General features: G+C 40.1%; 16 protein-coding genes and 5 pseudogenes. 11 read left to right on the top strand and 10 right to left on the bottom strand.

Translation table 11 applies throughout. The features are described from left to right. Positions 1–23: 23 nt before the first annotated feature. Positions 24–2,243: pseudogene (locus tag QMQ21_RS03915) on the bottom strand (RelA/SpoT family protein). 289 nt (positions 2,244–2,532) lie between these two features. Between QMQ21_RS03915 and QMQ21_RS03910 the strand changes: the two are divergent. The 4 genes from QMQ21_RS03910 to QMQ21_RS03895 all read left to right on the top strand — a co-directional run bounded on the left by QMQ21_RS03910 (position 2,533) and on the right by QMQ21_RS03895 (position 4,178). Beyond that, positions 2,533–2,868, top strand: a complete 336-nt coding sequence (locus QMQ21_RS03910) for a hypothetical protein (protein ID WP_014017315.1) — start codon at positions 2,533–2,535, stop codon at positions 2,866–2,868. Next, positions 2,819–3,082, top strand: a complete 264-nt coding sequence (locus QMQ21_RS03905) for a hypothetical protein (protein ID WP_023935995.1) — start codon at positions 2,819–2,821, stop codon at positions 3,080–3,082. Before QMQ21_RS03910 ends, QMQ21_RS03905 begins: the two co-directional genes overlap by 50 nt. Positions 3,083–3,205: 123 nt before the next feature. Continuing rightward, positions 3,206–3,835, top strand: a complete 630-nt coding sequence (locus tag QMQ21_RS03900; RefSeq protein WP_000690861.1) for an MBL fold metallo-hydrolase — start codon at positions 3,206–3,208, stop codon at positions 3,833–3,835. Between the two features lie 37 nt (positions 3,836–3,872). After that, positions 3,873–4,178: a hypothetical protein gene (locus QMQ21_RS03895; RefSeq protein ID WP_023935997.1), complete on the top strand. Its 306-nt coding sequence runs from the start codon at positions 3,873–3,875 to the stop codon at positions 4,176–4,178. A gap of 160 nt (positions 4,179–4,338) precedes the next feature. On the opposite strand, the gene QMQ21_RS03890 is transcribed toward QMQ21_RS03895, so the two are convergent. The 6 genes and pseudogenes from QMQ21_RS03890 to pepO form a co-directional block, all read right to left on the bottom strand. After that, the gene (locus QMQ21_RS03890) at positions 4,339–5,853 is read right to left on the bottom strand and encodes an LPXTG cell wall anchor domain-containing protein (protein WP_261813946.1); all 1,515 of its coding nucleotides are present in this window, start codon (positions 5,851–5,853) and stop codon (positions 4,339–4,341) included. Further along, the gene (locus QMQ21_RS03885; protein ID WP_261813945.1) at positions 5,781–6,176 is read right to left on the bottom strand and encodes a hypothetical protein; all 396 of its coding nucleotides are present in this window, start codon (positions 6,174–6,176) and stop codon (positions 5,781–5,783) included. Before QMQ21_RS03885 ends, QMQ21_RS03890 begins: the two co-directional genes overlap by 73 nt. Before the next feature lie 74 nt (positions 6,177–6,250). Then, positions 6,251–6,625 carry a hypothetical protein gene (locus tag QMQ21_RS03880; protein ID WP_261813944.1) on the bottom strand — a complete coding sequence of 125 codons (375 nt, stop codon included), beginning with the start codon at positions 6,623–6,625 and terminating at the stop codon, positions 6,251–6,253. 47 nt (positions 6,626–6,672) lie between these two features. After that, complete coding sequence (locus tag QMQ21_RS03875) at positions 6,673–7,077, bottom strand: hypothetical protein (RefSeq protein WP_261813943.1); 405 nt, start codon at positions 7,075–7,077, stop codon at positions 6,673–6,675. Between the two features lie 408 nt (positions 7,078–7,485). Continuing rightward, positions 7,486–8,127, bottom strand: coding sequence for a recombinase family protein (locus tag QMQ21_RS03870; protein ID WP_023933213.1), 642 nt, complete (start codon positions 8,125–8,127; stop codon positions 7,486–7,488). A 180-nt stretch (positions 8,128–8,307) separates the two neighbouring features. Continuing rightward, positions 8,308–10,198: pseudogene (gene pepO / locus QMQ21_RS03865) on the bottom strand (endopeptidase PepO). 385 nt (positions 10,199–10,583) lie between these two features. Between pepO and QMQ21_RS03860 the strand changes: the two are divergent. From QMQ21_RS03860 to tpx, 7 genes and pseudogenes are all read left to right on the top strand, one after another. Beyond that, positions 10,584–10,937, top strand: coding sequence for a hypothetical protein (locus QMQ21_RS03860; RefSeq protein WP_023936003.1), 354 nt, complete (start codon positions 10,584–10,586; stop codon positions 10,935–10,937). Next, entirely contained in the window at positions 10,886–11,695 is an 810-nt protein-coding gene (locus tag QMQ21_RS03855; RefSeq protein WP_345774400.1) for a HesA/MoeB/ThiF family protein, read from the top strand. The genes QMQ21_RS03860 and QMQ21_RS03855 overlap by 52 nt, the downstream gene beginning before the upstream one ends. Next, positions 11,688–12,881: an MFS transporter gene (locus QMQ21_RS03850; RefSeq protein WP_261813942.1), complete on the top strand. Its 1,194-nt coding sequence runs from the start codon at positions 11,688–11,690 to the stop codon at positions 12,879–12,881. The genes QMQ21_RS03855 and QMQ21_RS03850 overlap by 8 nt, the downstream gene beginning before the upstream one ends. A gap of 471 nt (positions 12,882–13,352) precedes the next feature. Beyond that, positions 13,353–14,073, top strand: a pseudogene (locus QMQ21_RS03845) (metal ABC transporter ATP-binding protein). Next, positions 14,070–14,918: a metal ABC transporter permease gene (locus QMQ21_RS03840; RefSeq protein WP_023936007.1), complete on the top strand. Its 849-nt coding sequence runs from the start codon at positions 14,070–14,072 to the stop codon at positions 14,916–14,918. Before QMQ21_RS03845 ends, QMQ21_RS03840 begins: the two are co-directional and overlap by 4 nt. Positions 14,919–14,949: 31 nt before the next feature. Continuing rightward, positions 14,950–15,878 (top strand): annotated as a pseudogene (gene psaA / locus QMQ21_RS03835) (metal ABC transporter substrate-binding lipoprotein/adhesin PsaA). Positions 15,879–16,002: 124 nt separating this feature from the next. Beyond that, the gene (gene tpx, locus QMQ21_RS03830; protein WP_000256026.1) at positions 16,003–16,494 is read left to right on the top strand and encodes a thiol peroxidase; all 492 of its coding nucleotides are present in this window, start codon (positions 16,003–16,005) and stop codon (positions 16,492–16,494) included. Positions 16,495–16,586: 92 nt separating this feature from the next. Here tpx and QMQ21_RS03825 read toward each other — a convergent pair. The 3 genes and pseudogenes from QMQ21_RS03825 to QMQ21_RS03815 all read right to left on the bottom strand — a co-directional run bounded on the left by QMQ21_RS03825 (position 16,587) and on the right by QMQ21_RS03815 (position 20,809). Next, positions 16,587–19,295: pseudogene (locus QMQ21_RS03825) on the bottom strand (FtsX-like permease family protein). 1 nt (position 19,296) lies between these two features. Beyond that, positions 19,297–19,998: an ABC transporter ATP-binding protein gene (locus QMQ21_RS03820; RefSeq protein ID WP_023933206.1), complete on the bottom strand. Its 702-nt coding sequence runs from the start codon at positions 19,996–19,998 to the stop codon at positions 19,297–19,299. A 118-nt stretch (positions 19,999–20,116) separates the two neighbouring features. Beyond that, entirely contained in the window at positions 20,117–20,809 is a 693-nt protein-coding gene (locus tag QMQ21_RS03815; RefSeq protein WP_000240129.1) for a phosphoglycerate mutase, read from the bottom strand. Positions 20,810–20,854: the final 45 nt, after the last annotated feature.

Below are 20,854 nucleotides of genomic sequence, written 5' to 3'. Positions count from 1 at the left end.
CTTTCTAGTAAGAACTCAGACAATTAACCGTTGGTTCGTTTGACAGAGTAAACTTCTGGCACACTCTTAATCTTGTCCACAACCGTTCAGCGTCGAGAGGTTGGTAATGCCAAAGGACACATGGATATTGGCAAATTTCATATCCTTGGTTGGTTGGGCATTGACTGTTGAAATATTCTTGGTTGTGTTTGAGAGAACTTGCAGTACATCGTTCAACAATCCTGTACGGTTGAGGCCATAAATATCAATATGAGCCATATACTCTTTATTTGAGCTAGAGTACTGACCTTCCCACTCCACATCAAGGAGACGTTGCTCGTAGTTTTCTTGGGCGCGCAGGTTCATACAGTCCACACGGTGAATAGCCACACCACGACCCTTGGTAATGTAGCCGACAATATCATCACCAGGCACGGGGTTACAACACTTGGCAATCCGCACTAGGAGACCAGAAGCACCTTCAATGACCACACCACCTTCATGCTTGACCTTGAGGGTTTCTTTATTTTCAACCTTGACCTCGCCACCTTTGACAAGTTCTTCTGCCTCAGCCTTGGCCTTGGCACGTTCTTCTTCACGACGTTCCTTTTCAGTCAGACGATTAAAGACAGTAATAGCACCGATTTCCCCAAAACCAATGGCCGCAAAGAGGGAGTCTTCTGTCTTGTAGCTGGTCTTTTGCAGGACTTGGTCCATATGACGCTTGTCCATAAATTTATTGGCCACATAACCATTTTCTTGGAACTGGGTCATCAACATTTCACGACCCTTATTAACAGATAATTCCTTATCTTGGTTTTTAAAAAACTGACGAATCTTGTTGCGCGCCTTGCTGGTCTTGACCATATTGAGCCAGTCGCGGCTAGGTCCAAAGGAGTTGGGGTTGGTGACAATTTCAACCTGATCCCCTGTTTTGAGCTTGGTTGTCAGTGGAACCATACGGCCGTTGACCTTAGCACCAGTCGCTTTTTCACCGACTTTAGTATGGATTTCATAAGCAAAGTCAATAGGTCCTGAATCTTTTGGAAGAGAACGGACAGCTCCATCTGGTGTAAAGACGTAAATCTCCTCAGCCAGATAGTTTTCCTTAACAGAGTCCACAAATTCCTTGGCATCATCAGCCTGATCTTGAAGCTCCATCATCTCCTTGATCCAGTTCATCCCAATAGCAGACTCCTTGCTGTTAACCTGCCCCTTAACGCCTTTCTTATAAGCCCAGTGAGCCGCAACCCCGTACTCAGCCACCTCGTGCATGGCCTTGGTCCGAATTTGGAATTCAATCGGCCCTTTTGGCCCATAGACAGTCGTATGGATAGACTGGTAACCATTTGCCTTGCGGTTAGCGATGTAGTCCTTAAAGCGACCAGGCATGGGTTTCCAAAGTTCATGCACATAACCAAGCATGGCATAAACATCACTTTGGGTATCCAAAATACAACGAATGGCAATCAGGTCATAGATTTCCTCAAACCGTTTTCTCTTGTCCTGCATTTTGCGGAAAATTGAGTAAATATGCTTGGGACGACCATAAATCTTCCCTTTCAAGTGACGATCTATCGTATACTCCTCTAATTTTGTGACTACCTCATCCACCAAGGCTTCACGCTCTCTGCGCTTTTCCTTCATCATATTGGTAATCTTGTAAAACTCTGTCGGGTTGAGATAACGGAAAGACAGGTCTTCCAATTCCCATTTGACACTGGAAATCCCCAAACGGTGAGCAAGTGGGGCATAGATTTCCATAGTTTCTTTGGAAATGCGCTCCTGCTTGTCTTTTCGAAGATGTTTCAGGGTTCGCATATTGTGCAAGCGGTCAGACAGTTTGACCAAGATAACGCGGATGTCCTCAGACATGGCCATGAGCATCTTGCGATGATTTTCAGCCAACTGCTCTTCGTGAGACTTGTACTCGACCTTGCCAAGCTTGGTGACTCCGTCAACAATCACGCGCACATCGGGACCAAACTCTCTTTCCAAATCGTCCAAGGTCGCATCTGTATCTTCCACCACATCATGCAAGAAACCACAAGCTACCGTTACAGCATCCAGCTTGAGTTTGGCTAGAATACCTGCCACTTGAATAGGGTGAATGATATAAGCTCGCCTGATTTGCGGTATTGACCACTATGACAATCCACCGCATAGACCAAGGCCTTATGGACAAAATGGACATCCTCTTCCGTTAAATATTTTTTGGTTAAAGCGACAACTTCTTCGCCTGTTAAATTCACTTCTTTTGGCATCTCTACTCTCCAATTCTTCCTACCATTTTATCACTTTTTTAAGAATATGAAAACTAGATTGGAACAGAATAAGAAAAAATAATTCAGAATTGCTTGATAATTCTGAATTATTGGTCCATAATATACTACGAAGTTAGATTTTAAACTTAGGTGATAGAAGGAGAGATAGAAGAACGGAAACCATATTGTAACCCAAAGACTTTTTGACTTCCCCAATTTCCCTGAAGATACGAAAGATAAACGTATCACATACACTGGTACCTTGACTGGATTTTGGAATTAATACTCAATGAAAATCAAAGAGCAAACTAGGAAACTAGCCGCAGGTTGCTCAAAGCACCGCTTTGAGGTTGTAAATAGAACTGACGAAGTCAGCTCAAAACACTGTTTTGAGGTTGTGGATAGAACTGACGAAGTCAGCTCAAAACACCGTTTTGAGGTTGCAGATAGAACTGACGAAGTCAGTAACCATATATACGGCAAGGCGACGTTGACGCGGTTTGAAGAGATTTTCGAAGAGTATAAAAATCCTCAAGATACTTTCTTTTATCCGTTAGTTTATAAGGAGAACACCTATGAAAAAAACTGCTATTTCTATCTTTGCTCTCCTAGTATTAGGAGCTAGTTGCCTGTTCCTATTCAGCCAGCAAAGCTATAAAAAAACAGTCGTTCAATACTATGCTAAGGATCAGAACCTGCCCAATAGGATAACTTATAGTGAATATAGCGACAAACGAGAAGCCAACTACGGTGGCACTCTAAACATCACATCTATCAAACAAGCTAATGACGGAGTTTATGCAACCTATGAAGGGCAATTGACACCTCTCCAATATTGATAAATTGAGAACGAGCCTGTCTTCATCTAGTCATGCTGGTTTTTAAGTTCATTCTAAATCCTTACCTATTTCCCCCAACTATGCTATACTTAATTTAGTACATTCTTTGAGATTGGAGCTAATATGAAAATTCATAAAACTGTGAATCCTGTTGCCTATGAAAACACCTATTACCTAGAAGGCGAAAAGCACCTTATCGTAGTAGATCCTGGTAGTCATTGGGAAGCCATTCGTCAGACAATCGAGAACCTCAACAAACCGATCTGCGCTATTCTCCTGACCCACGCTCATTATGACCATATCATGAGTCTGGACTTGGTGCGCGAGACCTTTGGCAATCCTCCTGTCTATATCGCAGAGAGCGAAGCCAGCTGGCTCTACACTCCTGTCGATAATCTCTCCGGTCTCCCTCGCCACGATGATATGGCAGATGTGGTCACAAAACCTGCAGAACACACCTTTGTCTTTCACGAAGAATACCAACTAGAGGAATTTCGTTTCAAGGTTCTACCGACCCCAGGGCACTCTATCGGTGGTGTTTCCCTAGTCTTTCCTGATGCTCACCTAGTCTTGACGGGAGATGCTCTGTTCCGCGAAACAATTGGACGGACGGATCTTCCGACTGGTAGTACAGAGCAACTCCTTCATAGTATCCAGACCCAACTCTTCACCCTACCAAACTACGATGTCTATCCAGGACATGGTCCAGCTACTACTATCGCTCACGAAAAGGCCTTCAATCCCTTTTTCTAGCAAGATGATGACAATCGATAGCACAATTTAATACTCAATGAAAATCAAAGAGCAAACTAGGAAACTAGCCGCAGGTTGCTCAAAGCACAGCTTTGAGGTTGCAGATAAAACTGACGAAGTCAGCTCAAAACACTGTTTTGAGGTTGTGGATAGAACTGACGAAGTCAGCTCAAAACACTGTTTTGAGGTTGTGGATAGAACTGACGAAGTCAGCTCAAAACACCGTTTTGAGGTTGTCGATAGAACTGACGAAGTCAGCTCAAAACACCGTTTTGAGGTTGCAGATAGAACTGACGAAGTCAGTAACATATATCTACGGCAAGGCGAAGCTGACGTGGTTTGAAGAGATTTTCGAAGAGTATTAGAATTATAAAAAACGCATAATATCAGATGTAGAAAAGTTTGATACTATGCGTTTTATCATGAAAAGATTTTCTAAATCATCTCCTCAAATTGATTTTTTCACAGTCTAAAATATTTGATAGATAAACTATGAATTGGAGTTATTCTGACTCCTTACGAAAGCTAAATAATCCAGCAGTTAGAGTTAACATTCCAAATAGGGTGGCGAGAATTGAGTGATTTTCTCCAGTATTTGGCAAAGTCTTAGCTACTTGTTTCGAAATAGTTTCAGTCTTAGTTGCTAACGACTCAGCTTGAGTTTTTGTACTACTTGCGTCATTTCCTTTTTGTTCAGTATTACTACTATTTACAACTGGAACAGGAGTTGTACTACCTCCGTTATCACGGCTTGCGGCAACTTTGAAGGTCATAGCATAGATACTGAAGTGATTGGTTTCAAAAGTAACCTTATCTGTATCTTGTTTGAACTTCAATGCCTGTAAAGTACCATCTGGAGCAACATAGTAAACATTTTCAACTGGCTTATCAGCAGAAAGACTTACTAGAACCATGCCATTTGGCTGGATAGCTTTACCATTCGCGTCATATAGATGAATGTCAAATGCCTTGTAGTCTTTTGATTCAAGTGAAGTCGGCTTGGTTTCTTCTACCTTGATATAGCTGACATTTTTGAGTGTTGCTTCTGAACCATGCACTTGAACGCTTCCAGCTTTGTTCGAAAGAACACGAGTATTGTTTGGGATGGCTGGGTTAAGTGTAGGCGTTACAGGAGTTGTCGGTGTTACTGGAGCAACTGGATTCACAGGTTGTTCAGTTGGTTTCTCTGGCTTAGCAGGTTGTGGTTGATCTGGAACAGCTGGTGCAACTGGTTTTGGTGTGTCAGGAACTACAGGTTTCTCGATTGGCTTTTCTGCTGGTTTCTCTGGCTTAGCAGGTTGTGGTTGATCAGCTGGAACAGTAGGAACACTTGGCTGCTTGTCTGGCTTAGGTTGTTCACTTGGCTTAACTTCAGGTTTTACTTGCTCAGCTGGTTTTTCAGCAGGGTTCTTAAACAAGAAAACGTAAGTATCGTAGGTCTCACCAAATAGATTGTATGAATGAGTTTTAGTTTTCTCATCATAGCGATTTGTTTCTTCACTTGGGAATCCTGGATAATAGAGTTCTTCCAGTTTTCTATCCTTAGTTAATGTATAAACCTGAATATCTTCTTTCTTCTCTTTTGATTTGATAGTTAAAGAGATGCCACCACCTTGGAGAGTTCGATTTGTTCCGTAAGTTGGATTTCCATTTTTATTAGGAACTTCATAGAAGATTGTATAAGCTTCGTAGTTCATTCCTTCCAACTCTGGAACTTTTACTCGAACAAGAGCAGGTTTAAACCTACTGTCCAGATCTCCAAATCCGCTACCTTTAAATTTTATCTCTTTACCGTTTTCGAACATCGGATTATTGAAATTCGAATTAAAAGTATTTACTTTTATATGAGAGCCTGCATGAAGCAGGTCTGGTTCAGCTGTCCACCAACCGTAAGATGTTTTTTCTACATTTTCAGTAGGAAGGGGAGCAGCAAGGTCGTTTGTTGTTAGAGTAGGACGACCTGTTCCATTATTAAACCAACGTTTTGGCTGGTCGTTACGATAAGGAATCTTTGGCAATCCAGTATTTTCGGCTGGTTCCACTGGTTTAGCAGGTTGTGGTTGTTCTGCAGGTTTAACCTCTGGTTGAGGGGTTTCTGCTGGTTTTGTAGTGGAACGGGTGTTTCAGCAGGTTTATTTTCAATAAGCTTGTTCTCAACTGGTTTCGGTTGCTCAGTTGGCTTAACTGTTTCCGCTGGTTTCGGAGTTACAGCAGGTTTTTCCGTTTCCACTGGTTGCGGATCTTTAGGAGTTGGTTTTTCTTCTACTGGTTTATTTTTAGTGTAAATAAAATAGTAGCGGAAAAGATTATCTCCTTTATTTTTGTAACCAGAACCACGCAAAGCATAGGCTGCATCATAACTAACTCTGACAACCTTTGGATCTGGATCAATATCTGGATGATCTGCAGCGGCTTTTACAACGTGGCTAAAAGTGTAGTCGGAGAATTTTTTTCTGTTAGTATTCCATCTGCGCTATCTTTGTCATGTACGTTCCATGTAGAGCTAACTTCTGCTTGTTTTGGACTATCAATTCTTGATTCAGTAGTGTATCCATGTTTTTGGACAAGATCAGCATCTAAGAAATCTGCTTGGATTTCATATTTTCGAACGCTTATATCTGAGAATGCTGGCACGGCTCCAGGTTTTTCTGGGATTAGTCTATGGATCAGTTCATCCATATCAACTCCGTCAGCAGCCCAAAGCTTCTCATTAGCCTCAGCTATCAGTTTATTGTACTCTTCTTGAGTCTTAGCTGCTCCTTTCTTATAGGCTAAATCCTCTGCTACCATCTTCTTCATCTCTTTAGAATCTGTTATAGGTTGTTCTGGTTCAGGCGTTATGATTGGTAGACCTGGCTCAGGTAGCTGATTGGTTGGATCGACGTTGTATTTTTTCTCGATCTTAGCATTTTTCTTGTCCTCTGCGATAGCCTCATCTGTTCCGTTTGCAAGAATGTTGCCCTCGGTCGAAGGTTTTTCGACAGGCGCGGGCTCTTCTCAAGCTTTTCGGCAGGTTTCGAAACTTCTTTGCCTGGCTTTGGCTTAGCGATTGGGTCGAGCATACTGAAATCAACCCAGCTACCATTAGGTTTTGGTGCAGGTGTTGGTTGAGCAACATTAGGTTTAGCAGCAACATTTGGCTGCGGAGCAACGTTTTCCTCGGCACGCACCAAAGTTGGCACGGCAGCACTAAGAGTTACAGCAGAGAAAGTGACAATACCTAATTTAGTTAGTTTATTCATAATTTTTCCTCCTTGGGAATGTAAAATTGCCTTTTTAGGCTTATAAAATAACAAAATCAACTTCCTTTCAAGACCACAAAAGCAAAATTTTGAGCCAACTCATTCTCTAAACATTTAATGTTCTTGATAGAAGCCTTAAATGAACCTTTATCCATTAACTGAACAATACAGCTATTACACTATTACATATCTTAATAATTTTTCAATTTTTTGTTACCATAAGCTCGCTAACTACTTTAGAGATAGGGAACTAAGTGTATCGCGTAACGACCGTTAAACGATACACAAAAAATACCAGTCTAATACAGGTTAAAAACACTGTTAAACTCGTATTTTTTAAATATTCATATTGTTGTTTTGACTGTTTCATCAAACGGTCGTTAATCGAAACAAATTTACAGCTTCATTCTACCATTTTTCCCTATTTTTAGCAATGATTTTCCGTTTTTTTTGACGATTGTTCGCCACTTTATTGCGTTCTAACACTTTATATAGGGTTGATGTAGAAATTTGTTCAGCTTTTGCAATATTACGTATGCTTATATTTGAATGTAGATATTTGTTAAGTATCCGCTCCTCCTTTTCTTTTGAAATCCGTTTTGCTCCTAATCTAACACCATTTTCCTTAGCTTTTCGAAGTCCTTCTTTTGTGCGAAACCTCAGATTTTCCAGCTCATTTTCTGCCACAAAGCCTAAAATGACGCAAAGTAACCTGCCAATAAGAGAGTCTGTTTCTAGTTTTTCATGCAAACTGACTAGCTGAATATGATATTCATTAAATTGTTCAATAAGTTCTAGTAGCTTAAACATAGATCGAGTCAGTCTATCTAACTTATAGATAGTGAAAGTAACCTGCTTGCCATCTTTCGAAAAGTCAGAGGCCAGTTTTAAGGCTTTTGTAAGTTCAGGACGAGTGTTATTTGCACCAGATTCCTTTTCTATAAAAAGTTTATCGCAATGTTTGAGAGCTTCGATTTGCACTTTCAATCCTAGGTCTTGCTTATGAGTAGATACACGGGCGTAGCCTATGTTGATAGTCTTTTGAGACATAAAAATCCTCCTGTTATCTTGATACGGAGGGATTTTACTATGAATTTTAAAATAAGAAAAGACTTCAATTTCATAATCCCTATGAACTACACCCCAAAAGCTAGATTATTCTATCTAACTTTTTAGGGTGTACATAGATAGGGAAGGTGTAATTATAGGAGTTTTACTTGTCTCTTTGTATTACCAAATAATCACGCGCTCTTCTGGTGAACGCCACATTCTGTCACCTTCTTTGACATCATAGGTTGTAAAGAAATCATCGAAGTTTGGCACTTGTACATTGACACGAAGTTTGGCTGGCGCGTGCACATCGACACTAGCCAAAAGTTTCATAAATTCTGGACGACCTTTCATGCGCCAGATGCGACCGAAGTTGTAGAAGAACTCTTCTGCTGAGAAGTCTGCTTCTCTCTTAGCTGCTTCAAGCGCTGCTGCGATTCCTCCCAAGTCAGCCACGTTTTCTGATACAGTCAATTTACCGTTAATGGTTGCTCCATAAGAATCCTGTCCATCAAACTGGTCAATGACTTTTTGTGTTTTCTCCTTGAAGGCAGCATAGTCGCTCTCTGTCCACCAATCCTTGAGGCTACCATTTTCATCAAAGGAAGCTCCATTGGTATCAAAGGCGTGAGAAATTTCATGGGCAATAACTGCCCCAATACCACCGTAGTTAGCAGAAGATGACTGATGCAAGTCATAGAAAGGTGCTTGTAAAATAGCCGCAGGAAAGACAATCAGGTTCTTCTGTGGATTGTAGTAGGCATTGACCATATGAGCAGGCATGCCCCATTCTTTGTAGTCTACAGGTTGGTTCCACTTGCTCCAACTGTGCTTGATTTCCACACGCGCAAAGGCTAGAGCATTGTCAAAAAGACTAGCAGTCTCATCCACTACCTTGTCCTTATAGCGTTCTGGTAATTCTTCTGGGTAACCGATATAAGGCTTGATGACATTGAGTTTGACGATGGCCTTGTCACGAGTTTCAGGAGTCAGCCAGTCATTTTTAGCCAAGCGTTCCTTATAGACATCAATCATAGTTGCTACTTTTTCTCCACATCCGCCTTGGCTTCTGGAGAGAACTTCTCACGGGCGTACCAAAGACCCAGGGCTTGCTTGAAAGGTTCCTGTGCTAGATGATAAGCTGCTTTGACCTTATCTTTTGCCTCTGGAACTCCAGAAAGGGCACGGCTGTAGGCACCTGACAAGACACGGATTTCTTCTGTTAAATAGCTGGTTGAAAGATTGACTACACTTAAAATTAAGTTTGCTTTGAGAAGAGGCCAAGCCTCTTCACTATAGAATTGATCTGCTGCTTGCCAGAAACGTTCCTCGTCTACGATAACCTTGTCTGGTACTTGTCCAAGAACAGCTTGGAAGAAGTCATCCAAAGGTAGGGCAGGCGCGAATTTCTTGAAATCTTCGTAAGAATATGGATGGTAGAGTTTAGCATATTCTGAACTTTCTTCATTAGAAAGCACCACTGCCGCAACTCGGCGGTCTAGTTCTAATCTCTTCTCTAATAAGTCTTCAATTTCTTCATCAGAGAAATCATAAGCCTTAAGAAGATTTGCGCTGGTTTCTTTCCAAAGAGTCAAGAGCTCTTCTCGCTGAGGATGGTCTTCTGCATAGTAGGTCGTATCTGGCAGAATCGTGCTTGGAGCGCTAGCCCATAAAACATTGATTCTGGCATCCATAAAGTCTGGCGATACACCAAAAGGAAGGAAGTTCGGTTTTCCTGCAAGCTCAAACTCTGCTAGTTTAGCTGTAAAATCCGCAAAAGTCTCCAACTCTTGAATTCTTTAAGGAGTGGTAAGACAGGTGTGATACCGTCAGCTTCTCTCTTGTCAAAATCACGAACTAGGCGGTGGTATTTGACAAAGTTTGCCAAGATAGCATCCTCAGGCACCTCTTCACCTGCTAACCACTTGTCTGTTGTCGCCAGCATCAAGTCTTCAATTTCCTGATCTAAATCAACAAAACCTCCTGTTTGAGACTTATCTGCTGGGATTTCAGCTGTCTGTTGCCATTCTCCATTGATAGCATCATAAAAATCATCTTGATAACGTGTCATCTTGTTCTCGCTTTCATTTGTATTTGTCTTTATCTTAACAAAAATCACTAGGGAATGCAATTAAAAATGAACTTTCCTTTTCTATCATTTTTCAGTTAGTATTTCAATTTTTTAAAAATTTTTTAAAAATTCACAAAAAAATTAATTGTCTGAAAAATGAATTGACAAAAAATATATAAAATGATAAAATTCTATCTATCTCATAGCTTTGCTACTTGAAATTTAAATATTAGGAGGTAGATTTTATGCTTAAGCAAAAACGTGTTCATTCTGTAAGTATTGCAGGAATCGCAGTGCAGTAAAGGATAGTAATACTTTCTTCACCGAGGCTGGTAACTAAACTTTCTCTAGTTACCTTTTCTTTTAATTGATATAAGGAGATATAATGGATCTACTAAAAGCTCGTCCAAAACTAAAAAAGGCTTACCCAGTAGTATATAAAGACGGATCGGTCTATATAGGTGGGTTTGGAGAAATTACAGAACATGAAGACCCTAGCGGAGCTATTGAATACATGCTCAAAAAAATGGATGGAATTAATACTGTCGAAAAAATCATAAGAGAAGTTTCAGAAACCTACAGTGAACTATCACCATCTGATGTAATGGAAGCTATTGATGAAATCAGTAAAGAACGATTTATCGAGGATTTAAATCTTACTGGTTCTAAAATATTATTCAAGTATGAATTAGAACGTTATCACAGAAACATCAACTTTTTTCATCTTACGCAACTTTAAGTGAAAATAAATATATTTCAAAAAAATTAATTGATTCAAAAATTGGAATTATTGGATTAGGCGGATTAGGATCTCACATTATATATGACTTAGCTGGCTTAGGTATAGGAGAAATAAAAGCTGTTGAATTTGATGTCGTTGATATATCTAATTTAAATAGACAAATTTTATATAACTTTGATGATATAGGAAAGAGTAAAGCAAGTATAGCAAAACAACGCATCTATGAATTTAATCCTCAAATAAAATTTACTGTTGATGAAAAGAAAATCAATTCATCTGAAGATGTTGTTGAATCATTCCGAGGATTCGACTGCTTAATACTAGTTGCGGATAGACCTAAAATCAAACTAGCAAGATGGGTAAATGAAGCTATAGTAAAGCTGAATATTCCTTTATTTTGTGCAGGTTTAGAAGCGCAACGAGCCCTGCAATATACTATTATCCCCAAAATATCTGGATGCATAGATTGTTGGAGAAATACTATCCAAAAAGAACACCCTATTTCTCACCTAATCCTTGAAGAAAGAACTCGTTTAAATTTAGTTGGTGACAATACTGCCATAGCTCCTCTAGTATCTGTAGCAACTGGTATCATTTGTTCAGAAGTTACAAAATATATCACTGGTATCGGTGAATTAACTACTGTAGGCCAATTAAAATCTATAGATATGAATACAATGACTACAAAAATAGCCGAGCATTGGCATATAGATCCCAATTGTATAACCTGTCGTGGAGGTAATATTATTGAATAGAAATTACAAAATATTGTGGCTAACATTTCTTGTATCCAACTTTGGTGATTGGCTAAGAAAATTAGCTCTACCTTTGCTAGTATTTGAGAAAACAGGATCTCCATTTCATATGGCTACTCTATACGGTATTTCATTTTTACCATGGATTTTATTTTCTCTAGTAGGAGGTATATTAGCAGATAAATTCAAAAAAGTATATATCATTTCAATATGTCATTTAATCTCATTAGTCATTCTAAGTTTGCTAATAATATCTTTTAAAAATGATAATATACTCTTACTCTTAATTTATATTTTAACCTTCCTGCTCTCCTCTACAGAGCCATTAGTCCACCCAGCATTTCAAAGCTTGTTACCACAGATTGTAACAGACAATCAGCTATCAAAAGCCAATTCAGGAATCCAACTTATTGACAATACATTAAATCTTATTGCTCCTATGATTAGTGGTTCTGTTCTATTACTTATTAATCCAGCTAAAGTTTTATGGGTCAATGCTCTTACCTTTTTAATTGCCAGCCTATTAATTCTCTGCATAAAAACTCCAGAAAATACACTAGTAAATATCTCTAAAAAAGAGAGTCTTTCTAAAACAATATCTATTGGTTTGCACTATGTAAAAAATGATAAAATCATCCTAAGTGGAGCTATTCTTTTTTTTGGAACAAACTTTGGCATTCATATATTTCAGGCCAACTTAGTTTACTATATTACAGATGTTCTAGGCTATACCTCCTTTCACTATGGATTAATACTCTCAATAGCTGGTGTAGGAGCTATATTAGGTGCTATTCTTGCCCCTGAATTAATTAAAAAGTTTAGATATGGAAAAATCCTCTCCATCAGTACAATGCTAGCTGGTCTATCTACTATGTTGCTATCAATTAACACAAACTATATATATATGGGAGTATTTTTAGGTTTGAGTAATATGTTTGGCAATATCAATGCCATTACATATTTTACGTTACGACAAAAAGTTGTCAAAAAAGAAATGTTGGGACGTGTTGTTAGCATTACTAGAATGATCTCATTTGCTTCTATCCCCTTAGGAGCATACCTTGGAGGGATACTTGTTTCACATAACTTAACTATCATAAGTATTCTAATATTAGCAGGTACTATAAGATTTCTTGCAGGGGGATTTAGTTACTTTAGTCCATTAACCAAAAGTAAAAACTATTGATGTTTAAAGTGTGATATACTTATTCAAAATAATTCATCAAAGAATCGCTCATACTCAACAAAAATCAAAGGGTAAACTAAGGGGTTATCCATGGATAGATTAAAACACTTTTTGAAGTACAGATAGTAAATCTAATTAAAGAATCTTTAAAATCATAAAAACGCATAATATCAGGTGTATAAACCTTGAGATTATGCGTTTTATTAGACCTCCTACTAAATATATAGCAAAATAGAGTTAGTTGGAGCTGGAGTAGTACAATGCTGCTTCTAAGGCATTTTTATAATTTACTTTGAATTTCTAACAATGTTTTAAAAAACTCGGTGGACTATTCCAAATTCAATCCACTATATATTGATTCCCTTGTGTGATGTGTAAAGATTTTTTAATGACTTATTTTAATTTTTTCAAAAATTAACTTGACTTAATTTTTTTTTAATGTATATTAAGAGACAGGAGGAATATAAGTTTATGATACGTATCGAAAACCTCAGTGTCTCCTACAAAGAAACGTTGGCACTTAAGGATATTTCACTAGTGCTCCATGGACCAACAATTAAGCATCATTGGTCCAAACGGCGCTGGGAAATCAACACTATTAAAAGGGATGCTGGGAATTATCCCACATCAAGGTCAGGCATTTCTCGATGACAAGGAAGTTAAAAAATCCTTACACCGAATTGCCTATGTCGAACAAAAAATCAATATCGACTACAACTTTCCCATCAAGGTCAAGGAATGCGTCTCGTTAGGACTATTTCCCTCTATTCCTCTCTTTCGAAGTTTAAAGGCTAAACATTGGAAGAAAGTGCAAGAGGCCCTTGAAATCGTCGGCCTAGCTGACTACGCTGAACGTCAAATTAGTCAACTGTCTGGAGGTCAATTCCAGCGGGTCTTGATTGCCAGATGTTTGGTGCAGGAAGCCGACTATATCCTCTTGGATGAACCCTTTGCTGGGATTGACTCTGTCAGTGAGGAAATCATCATGAATACGCTGAGAGATTTGAAAAAAGCTGGGAAGACGGTTCTCATCGTTCACCACGACCTCAGCAAGATTCCCCACTACTTCGATCAAGTCTTACTTGTCAATCGAGAAGTGATTGCCTTTGGTCCAACAAAAGAAACTTTTACCGAAACCAATCTAAAAGAAGCTTACGGTAATCAACTCTTTTTAAATGGAGGTGACCTATGATTGCAGAATTTATCGATGGATTGCAAAAATTCCATTTCCTACAAAATGCCTTGATAACAGCTATTGTCGTCGGGATTGTAGCTGGAGCTGTGGGATGTTTCATTATTCTACGCGGGATGTCACTCATGGGAGATGCCATTTCACATGCTGTCTTACCAGGTGTAGCCCTCTCCTTTATCTTGGGCCTTGACTTCTTTATCGGAGCCATTGTCTTTGGACTGCTAGCTGCCATCATCATTACCTACATCAAGGGAAACTCGATTATCAAAAGCGATACCGCCATCGGCATTACCTTTTCTTCTTTCTTAGCCCTCGGTATCATCTTGATTGGTGTCGCTAAAAGTTCAACTGACCTTTTCCATATCCTTTTTGGTAATATCCTGGCCGTCCAAGATACGGATATGTTTATTACTATGGGTGTGGGAGCAGTCATTCTCTTGTTAATCTGGATTTTCTTCAAGCAACTCTTGATAACTTCCTTTGATGAACTCTTGGCTAAAGCCATGGGAATGCCTGTCAATTTCTATCACTACCTTCTCATGGTACTCTTGACTCTCGTGTCTGTGACAGCCATGCAAAGTGTCGGAACTATCCTGATTGTAGCCATGCTGATTACCCCAGCTGCAACTGCTTATCTGTATGCTAATAGCCTGAAAAGCATGATTTTCCTTTCCTCAACCTTTGGAGCTACTGCTTCAGTTTTGGGACTCTTTATCGGCTATAGCTTTAACGTTGCGGCAGGTTCTAGTATCGTGCTTACAGCCGCTAGTTTCTTTCTCATTAGCTTCTTTATCGCTCCAAAACAACGATATTTGAAACTAAAAAATAAACATTTGTTAAAATAAGGGGCAAAGCCCCAATAAATTGGAGGATCTAATGAAAAAATTAGGTACATTACTCGTTCTCTTTCTTTCCGTCATTGCTCTTGTAGCATGTGCTAGCGGAAAAAAGATGCAGCTTCTGGTCATAAACTAAAAGTTGTGGCTACAAACTCAATCATCGCTGATATTACTAAAAATATTGCTGGTGACAAGATTGATCTTCATAGTATCGTTCCGATTGGGCAAGACCCACACGAATACGAACCACTTCCTGAAGATGTTAAGAAAACTTCTGAGGCAGACCTCATTTTCTATAACGGTATCAACCTTGAAACAGGTGGCAATGCCTGGTTTACAAAATTGGTAGAAAATGCCAAGAAAACTGAAAACAAAGACTACTTTGCAGTCAGTGAAGGTGTTGATGTTATCTACCTTGAAGGAAAAAATGAAAAAGGTAAAGAAGACCCACACGCTTGGCTTAACCTTGAGAATGGAATTATCTTTGCTAAAAATATCGCCAAACAATTGAGTGCTAAAGATCCTAACAACAAGGAATTCTATGAAAAAAATCTCAAAGAATATACTGATAAGTTAGACAAACTTGATAAAGAAAGTAAGGATAAATTTAATAACATCCCTGCTGAAAAGAAACTCATTGTAACCAGCGAAGGAGCATTCAAATACTTCTCTAAAGCCTATGGTGTCCCAAGTGCTTACATCTGGGAAATCAATACTGAAGAAGAAGGAACACCTGAACAAATCAAGACCTTGGTTGAAAAACTTCGCCAAACAAAAGTTCCTTCACTCTTTGTAGAATCTAGTGTGGATGACCGTCCAATGAAGACTGTTTCTCAAGACACAAACATCCCAATCTACGCACAAATCTTTACTGACTCTATCGCAGAACAAGGTAAAGAAGGCGACAGTTACTACAGCATGATGAAATACAACCTTGACAAGATTGCTGAAGGATTGGCAAAATAAGCCTCTGAAAAACGTCATTCTCACATGTGAGCTGGCGTTTTTTCTATGCACACATTTTAGGTCAAATCATTGGAAAATTTCGACCGTTTCAGCTAAAATGGAAGAAAAAAGATTGGAGTATCTTATGGTAACTTTTCTCGGAAATCCTGTGAGCTTTACAGGTAAACAACTACAAGTCGGCGACAAGGCGCTTGATTTTTCTCTCACTACAACAGACCTTTCTAAAAAATCTCTGGCTGATTTTGATGGCAAGAAAAAAGTCTTGAGTGTCGTGCCTTCTATCGATACAGGCATCTGCTCAACTCAAACGCGTCGTTTTAATGAAGAATTGGCTGGACTGGACAACACGGTCGTATTGACTGTTTCAATGGACCTGCCTTTTGCCCAAAAACGTTGGTGCGGTGCTGAAGGCATTGAAAATGCCATCATGCTCTCAGACTACTTTGACCATTCTTTTGGACGTGATTATGCCCTCTTAATCAATGAGTGGCACCTATTAGCACGCGCAGTCTTTGTCCTCGATACTGACAATACGATTCGCTACGTTGAATACGTGGACAATATCAATTCTGAGCCAAACTTCGAAGCCGCAATTGCAGCTGCTAAAGCCCTATAGAAAAAATCCTCTGTCACAAAGAGTTCCCTACTCTTTGAAACGGAGGATTTTTTACAAGTAAATTCAAGTTCAATTATCTAAAAACAACTACCTTACTCTACAGATTTCAAGGCTTCAAGCATATCAACCTTTCTCAGATGATAATTGACAAAGAAACCAAGCAAGGCCAAAATGATGCTTACTGCTGCCACTGGAATTACATAGACTTCCCAGCCTACCTGCGGATAAAAGAGAATAGTCGCAGGCGAAATCATTTGAATCAAAAATTGGTGTAAATAGAAACCAGATACCAAACCAAGTACGATTCCCACAAGGGACAGCACAATCGTCTCACGATAAATGTAGAGGGTAACTTCATTATTATGAAAACCGAGAACCTTGATAGTGGAGAGTTCACGGATTCTCTCAGCCACGTTGATATTGGTCAGATTGTAGAGGATAACAATAGCCAACAGAACCGATACGATGACCAAGATGGTCATGGTCTGATTGAGTGAGCTAGCGACGGAGTCAAAGAGGCGAATGGCTGAAGCATTTTGAACAACACTGGACACCGCAGCTTGATTCATAAGTAAGCCCTGCCTGACTTTCGATACTAGACGCACTGGTATCCCTTAGCGAGACCAGATAAGTGTTGGCTTGGGGTAGCTGTCCGTAAATTTGCTCATAGCTAGCCTGACTCATATAAATAAAGTGACCAACGTAGTTCTCAGTAATAGCAGCGACCTTTAGTTCCTTACCTTCAATTTCTAGAGTCTGCCCAACCTTGACATCTGCCAGCTGGGCAAGTTTAGCTGTAATAACGACGCCATCTTTTAATGTCAGCTCCTGCTGATGATGTTGCAGATAAATAAAGGGAGTCAAATCTTCCTTATCAGTCATCATAAGGGTAATAGTTTGAAGACCAGCCTTGCCTTTGAAATCCTTGTCTAGCGTTTTAGAATAGTTTTTCTGGTAGGCTTGAATATCCTGCCCTTTCAACACTTCTTCTAGATTTGCCTTGTCCTGATTGGTCGCACTAGGATTTTCAGAAACAATCATCTGATACTGTTGGATTTGTTGAAACTGTCTGGACGGAACTCCTGCTACAGAGGATTGGATTCCCAAACCTGCAAAGAGCAGGGCTACAGAACCTGCCACACCAAAGATCGTCATCAACATCCGTTGCTTATAACGGAAGATATTGCGGGCTGTTACCTTATGGGTAAAACTGAGATGGCGCCAGATAAAACCGATGCGCTCTAGTAAGATTTTAGCTCCTTTGACAGGAGGTTTAGGTAGTAAAAGCTGGGCTGCTTCGGCATGAAGTTCCCTCCAAGCCACCAGATAGGCTGGTAACACACTCGCCAACCAACTCAAGACAAGAGCTAGTAAGCTATAGGTCCAATAGAACTGAATCTGGGTTTCTCCCACCACCATGCCTTTTGTAATGACACTTGAAATCACACTAGCTAGTAAATAATGGCCAAGTATACTACCTAGAGCTGTTCCGACAGTCCCAGCTACTAGACCGTAGAGGAGAAACTTGGCGATAATATCCTTGCTACGATAGCCCAAGGCCTTAAAAATCCCAGCATGAGTTCGTTCTTCATCCACAAAACGAGTCATGGTTGTAAAGGTCACCATGGCTGCTACGGCATAAAGCACTACAGGAAAGATATTGCCCACTGCCCGAATACTGGCTGAAGCATTGCTGTACATGAGGTAGCCTTGACCGCCAGGCATGGTTTGCCGATTATAGACTTGATACTTGGGCTCAGCTAAATCATCCAAGACTTGCTGATGTTTTTCTAATTTTTCCTTTTCTTGGGCTAGATTTTGTTCGGCCTGCTTTAGCCTATCCTCTTCCTTGCTCAATTCCTGCTTGGCTTGGGTAAGTTGAGAACTAGCCTGCTCTCTCTGAGCTTGAGGAAGCAAAGCTAGTTGACTTTCCTGAGCCTGTAAACGAGCTTGAGCAGTTGCTAAACGACGCTTGCCTTCTTGCAAATTAGTCTCAACCTTGTCAAGGGTCTCTTGCCCCTTATCGAGAGACTCTTGCCCTTCTTTTTTCAAGAGTTGCAGACGTGCCTTGCCATTATCTGACAAAGCTTGTTCTAAATCTTCCTGATGCTGTTTGGATTTTTCTTCATAAGCTGATGAAAAAGCATTTAAGTCTGCTAAATCTTGATATTTCAAACGAGCTATATTGTAGACTTTCTGATCAAACTGACTAGGTAAAATCACCCCATAGGCTGTCAGAGTTCCACTTCCACTTCCTGCGTACCCATATCTCGCTGGGAGAGGATTTCAGCTGAATCCACAAAACCAGTAATGGTATAAGTATGGTCTTTTAAAGAGGAATGACCCTCTTCTTTTTCTTTAAAACTAATCTCCTGTCCCACACTATATTGACTCTGCAGATGACTGGCCAAAGCGATTTCCTTGTCTGACTGAGGAAGTCGTCCCTCTCTTAGTTGAAAGATTGAAATTCGCTCTGGTTTGGAATACAGCCGAATGGCATCCTGCCCATTCTCCATAGCCACATCTGTCAAATAGCCAAACTCGACCTCTGCCCCCTCTATCTGTTCTAGTTCTTCTTGATCTGCTTGATCCAAACCATAGTTAGACATAACCGCCAAATCCAAGGTTTGAGCAGTTGTTAAATAAGCATTAGCTGTCGCCTCCATGTTGGGACTGGTTACTTTGAGGCCTACTAGGGCTAGAGATCCCAACATCATCAAGGTCAAGATGGATAAAAAACGCCCCTTGGAGCCTGTGAAGGACTGAATTAAGTCCTTCCAATAGGTTTTTCGCTTCATCATGCTAGTACTCCAAACTGTCGATATCCTGAGGATGCTGGTTGAGCACCACATCCTTGACACTGGCATCGTGCATATGAATCACGCGATCAGCAATGGGCGCTAAAGCTCCATTGTGAGTCACGATGATTACCGTTGCTCCCTTTTGACGAGACATGTCTTGGAGTATTTTCAAGACTTGCTTGCCCGTCTGATAGTCCAAGGCGCCTGTCGGTTCGTCACAAAGGAGAATTTTAGGATTTTTGGCTACCGCGCGTGCAATGGAGACTCGCTGTTGCTCCCCTCCAGAAAGCTGGGCTGGAAAGTTATTGAGACGATGAGCCAGACCTACATCTGTCAAGACCTGTTCAGGATCCAAGGCATCTGTCACAATTTCTGAGGCCAATTCCACATTTTCCTTAGCTGTCAGATTGGACACTAGATTATAAAACTGAAAAACAAAACCGACATCATTTCTACGGTAATTAGTTCTCTGGTGGGAATTGTAGTCGGCAATATTGGCACCATCAATCCAGATTTCCCCCTCATCATTGGTATCCATTCCCCCAAGAAGGTTAAGAACCGTTGACTTGCCTGCACCAGATGCACCTAGAATAATAACCAATTCACCCTTTTCAATTTCAAAATTCACATCGCGATTGGCCACAATCTCCGTGTCCCCAACCTGATAACGCTTGTAACAGTGTTTCATCTCAATATAAGCCATCAGTGCCACCCTCTCTTAAACAAATTACTTCCTACTATCATTATATCGCTTTTTCAACTAGTTGGAAACTGGGAACAAAAACAAAAAGCCTAGAAATCAATTCTAGACTTACATTTTTTTATTTTCCAAGGTAGTATTCAGAAACTACGTTCAATTTTTCGTCGAATTCGAATACCAATGGTGGGAAGTTAGGGATTTCCACGTCCATGATCTCGTCATCTGACAAACCTTTGATGTGTTTTACAAGGGCACGGATTGAGTTACCGTGAGCTCCTACGAATACGTTTTTACCATCTTTAAGAGCTGGAGCGATTTTATCTTCCCAGAAAGGAAGGGCACGTTCCAAAGTCACTTTCAAGTTTTCAGCATCTGGGATTACTGAGTCGTCAAGTGAAGCGTAACGACGGTCTGTGTGAGCTGAGTGCTCATCATCACGGTCCATGTTTGGAGGCAATACATCGTATGAACGACGCCAGATGTGAACTTGCTCATCACCAAATTGCTCAGCAGCTTCAGCTTTGTTTTTACCAGTCAAACCACCGTAGTGACGTTCGTTCAGGCGCCATGATTTTTCAACTGGAACCCACAATTGGTCAGAAGCTTCAAGAGCCAAGTTCGTTGTTTTGATCGCACGTTTCAATACTGAAGTGTAAGCTTGGTCAAATTCGATACCAGCTTCTTTGATCAATTTACCAGCGTCAATCGCTTGTTGTGTACCTTTTTCAGACAAATCAACATCAGCCCAACCAGTGAAAAGGTTAGCTTTGTTCCATTCAGACTCACCGTGGCGAGCAAAAACCAATTTTACCATTAGATGGATTCTCCTTTAAATTTTCCGAGGTTTCCCCTCGTTTAT

It is taken from the genome of Streptococcus bouchesdurhonensis (assembly GCF_948472335.1).
Note: the sequence above shows the minus strand (reverse complement) of the source record. Positions and strands in the feature narration are given on the sequence as shown.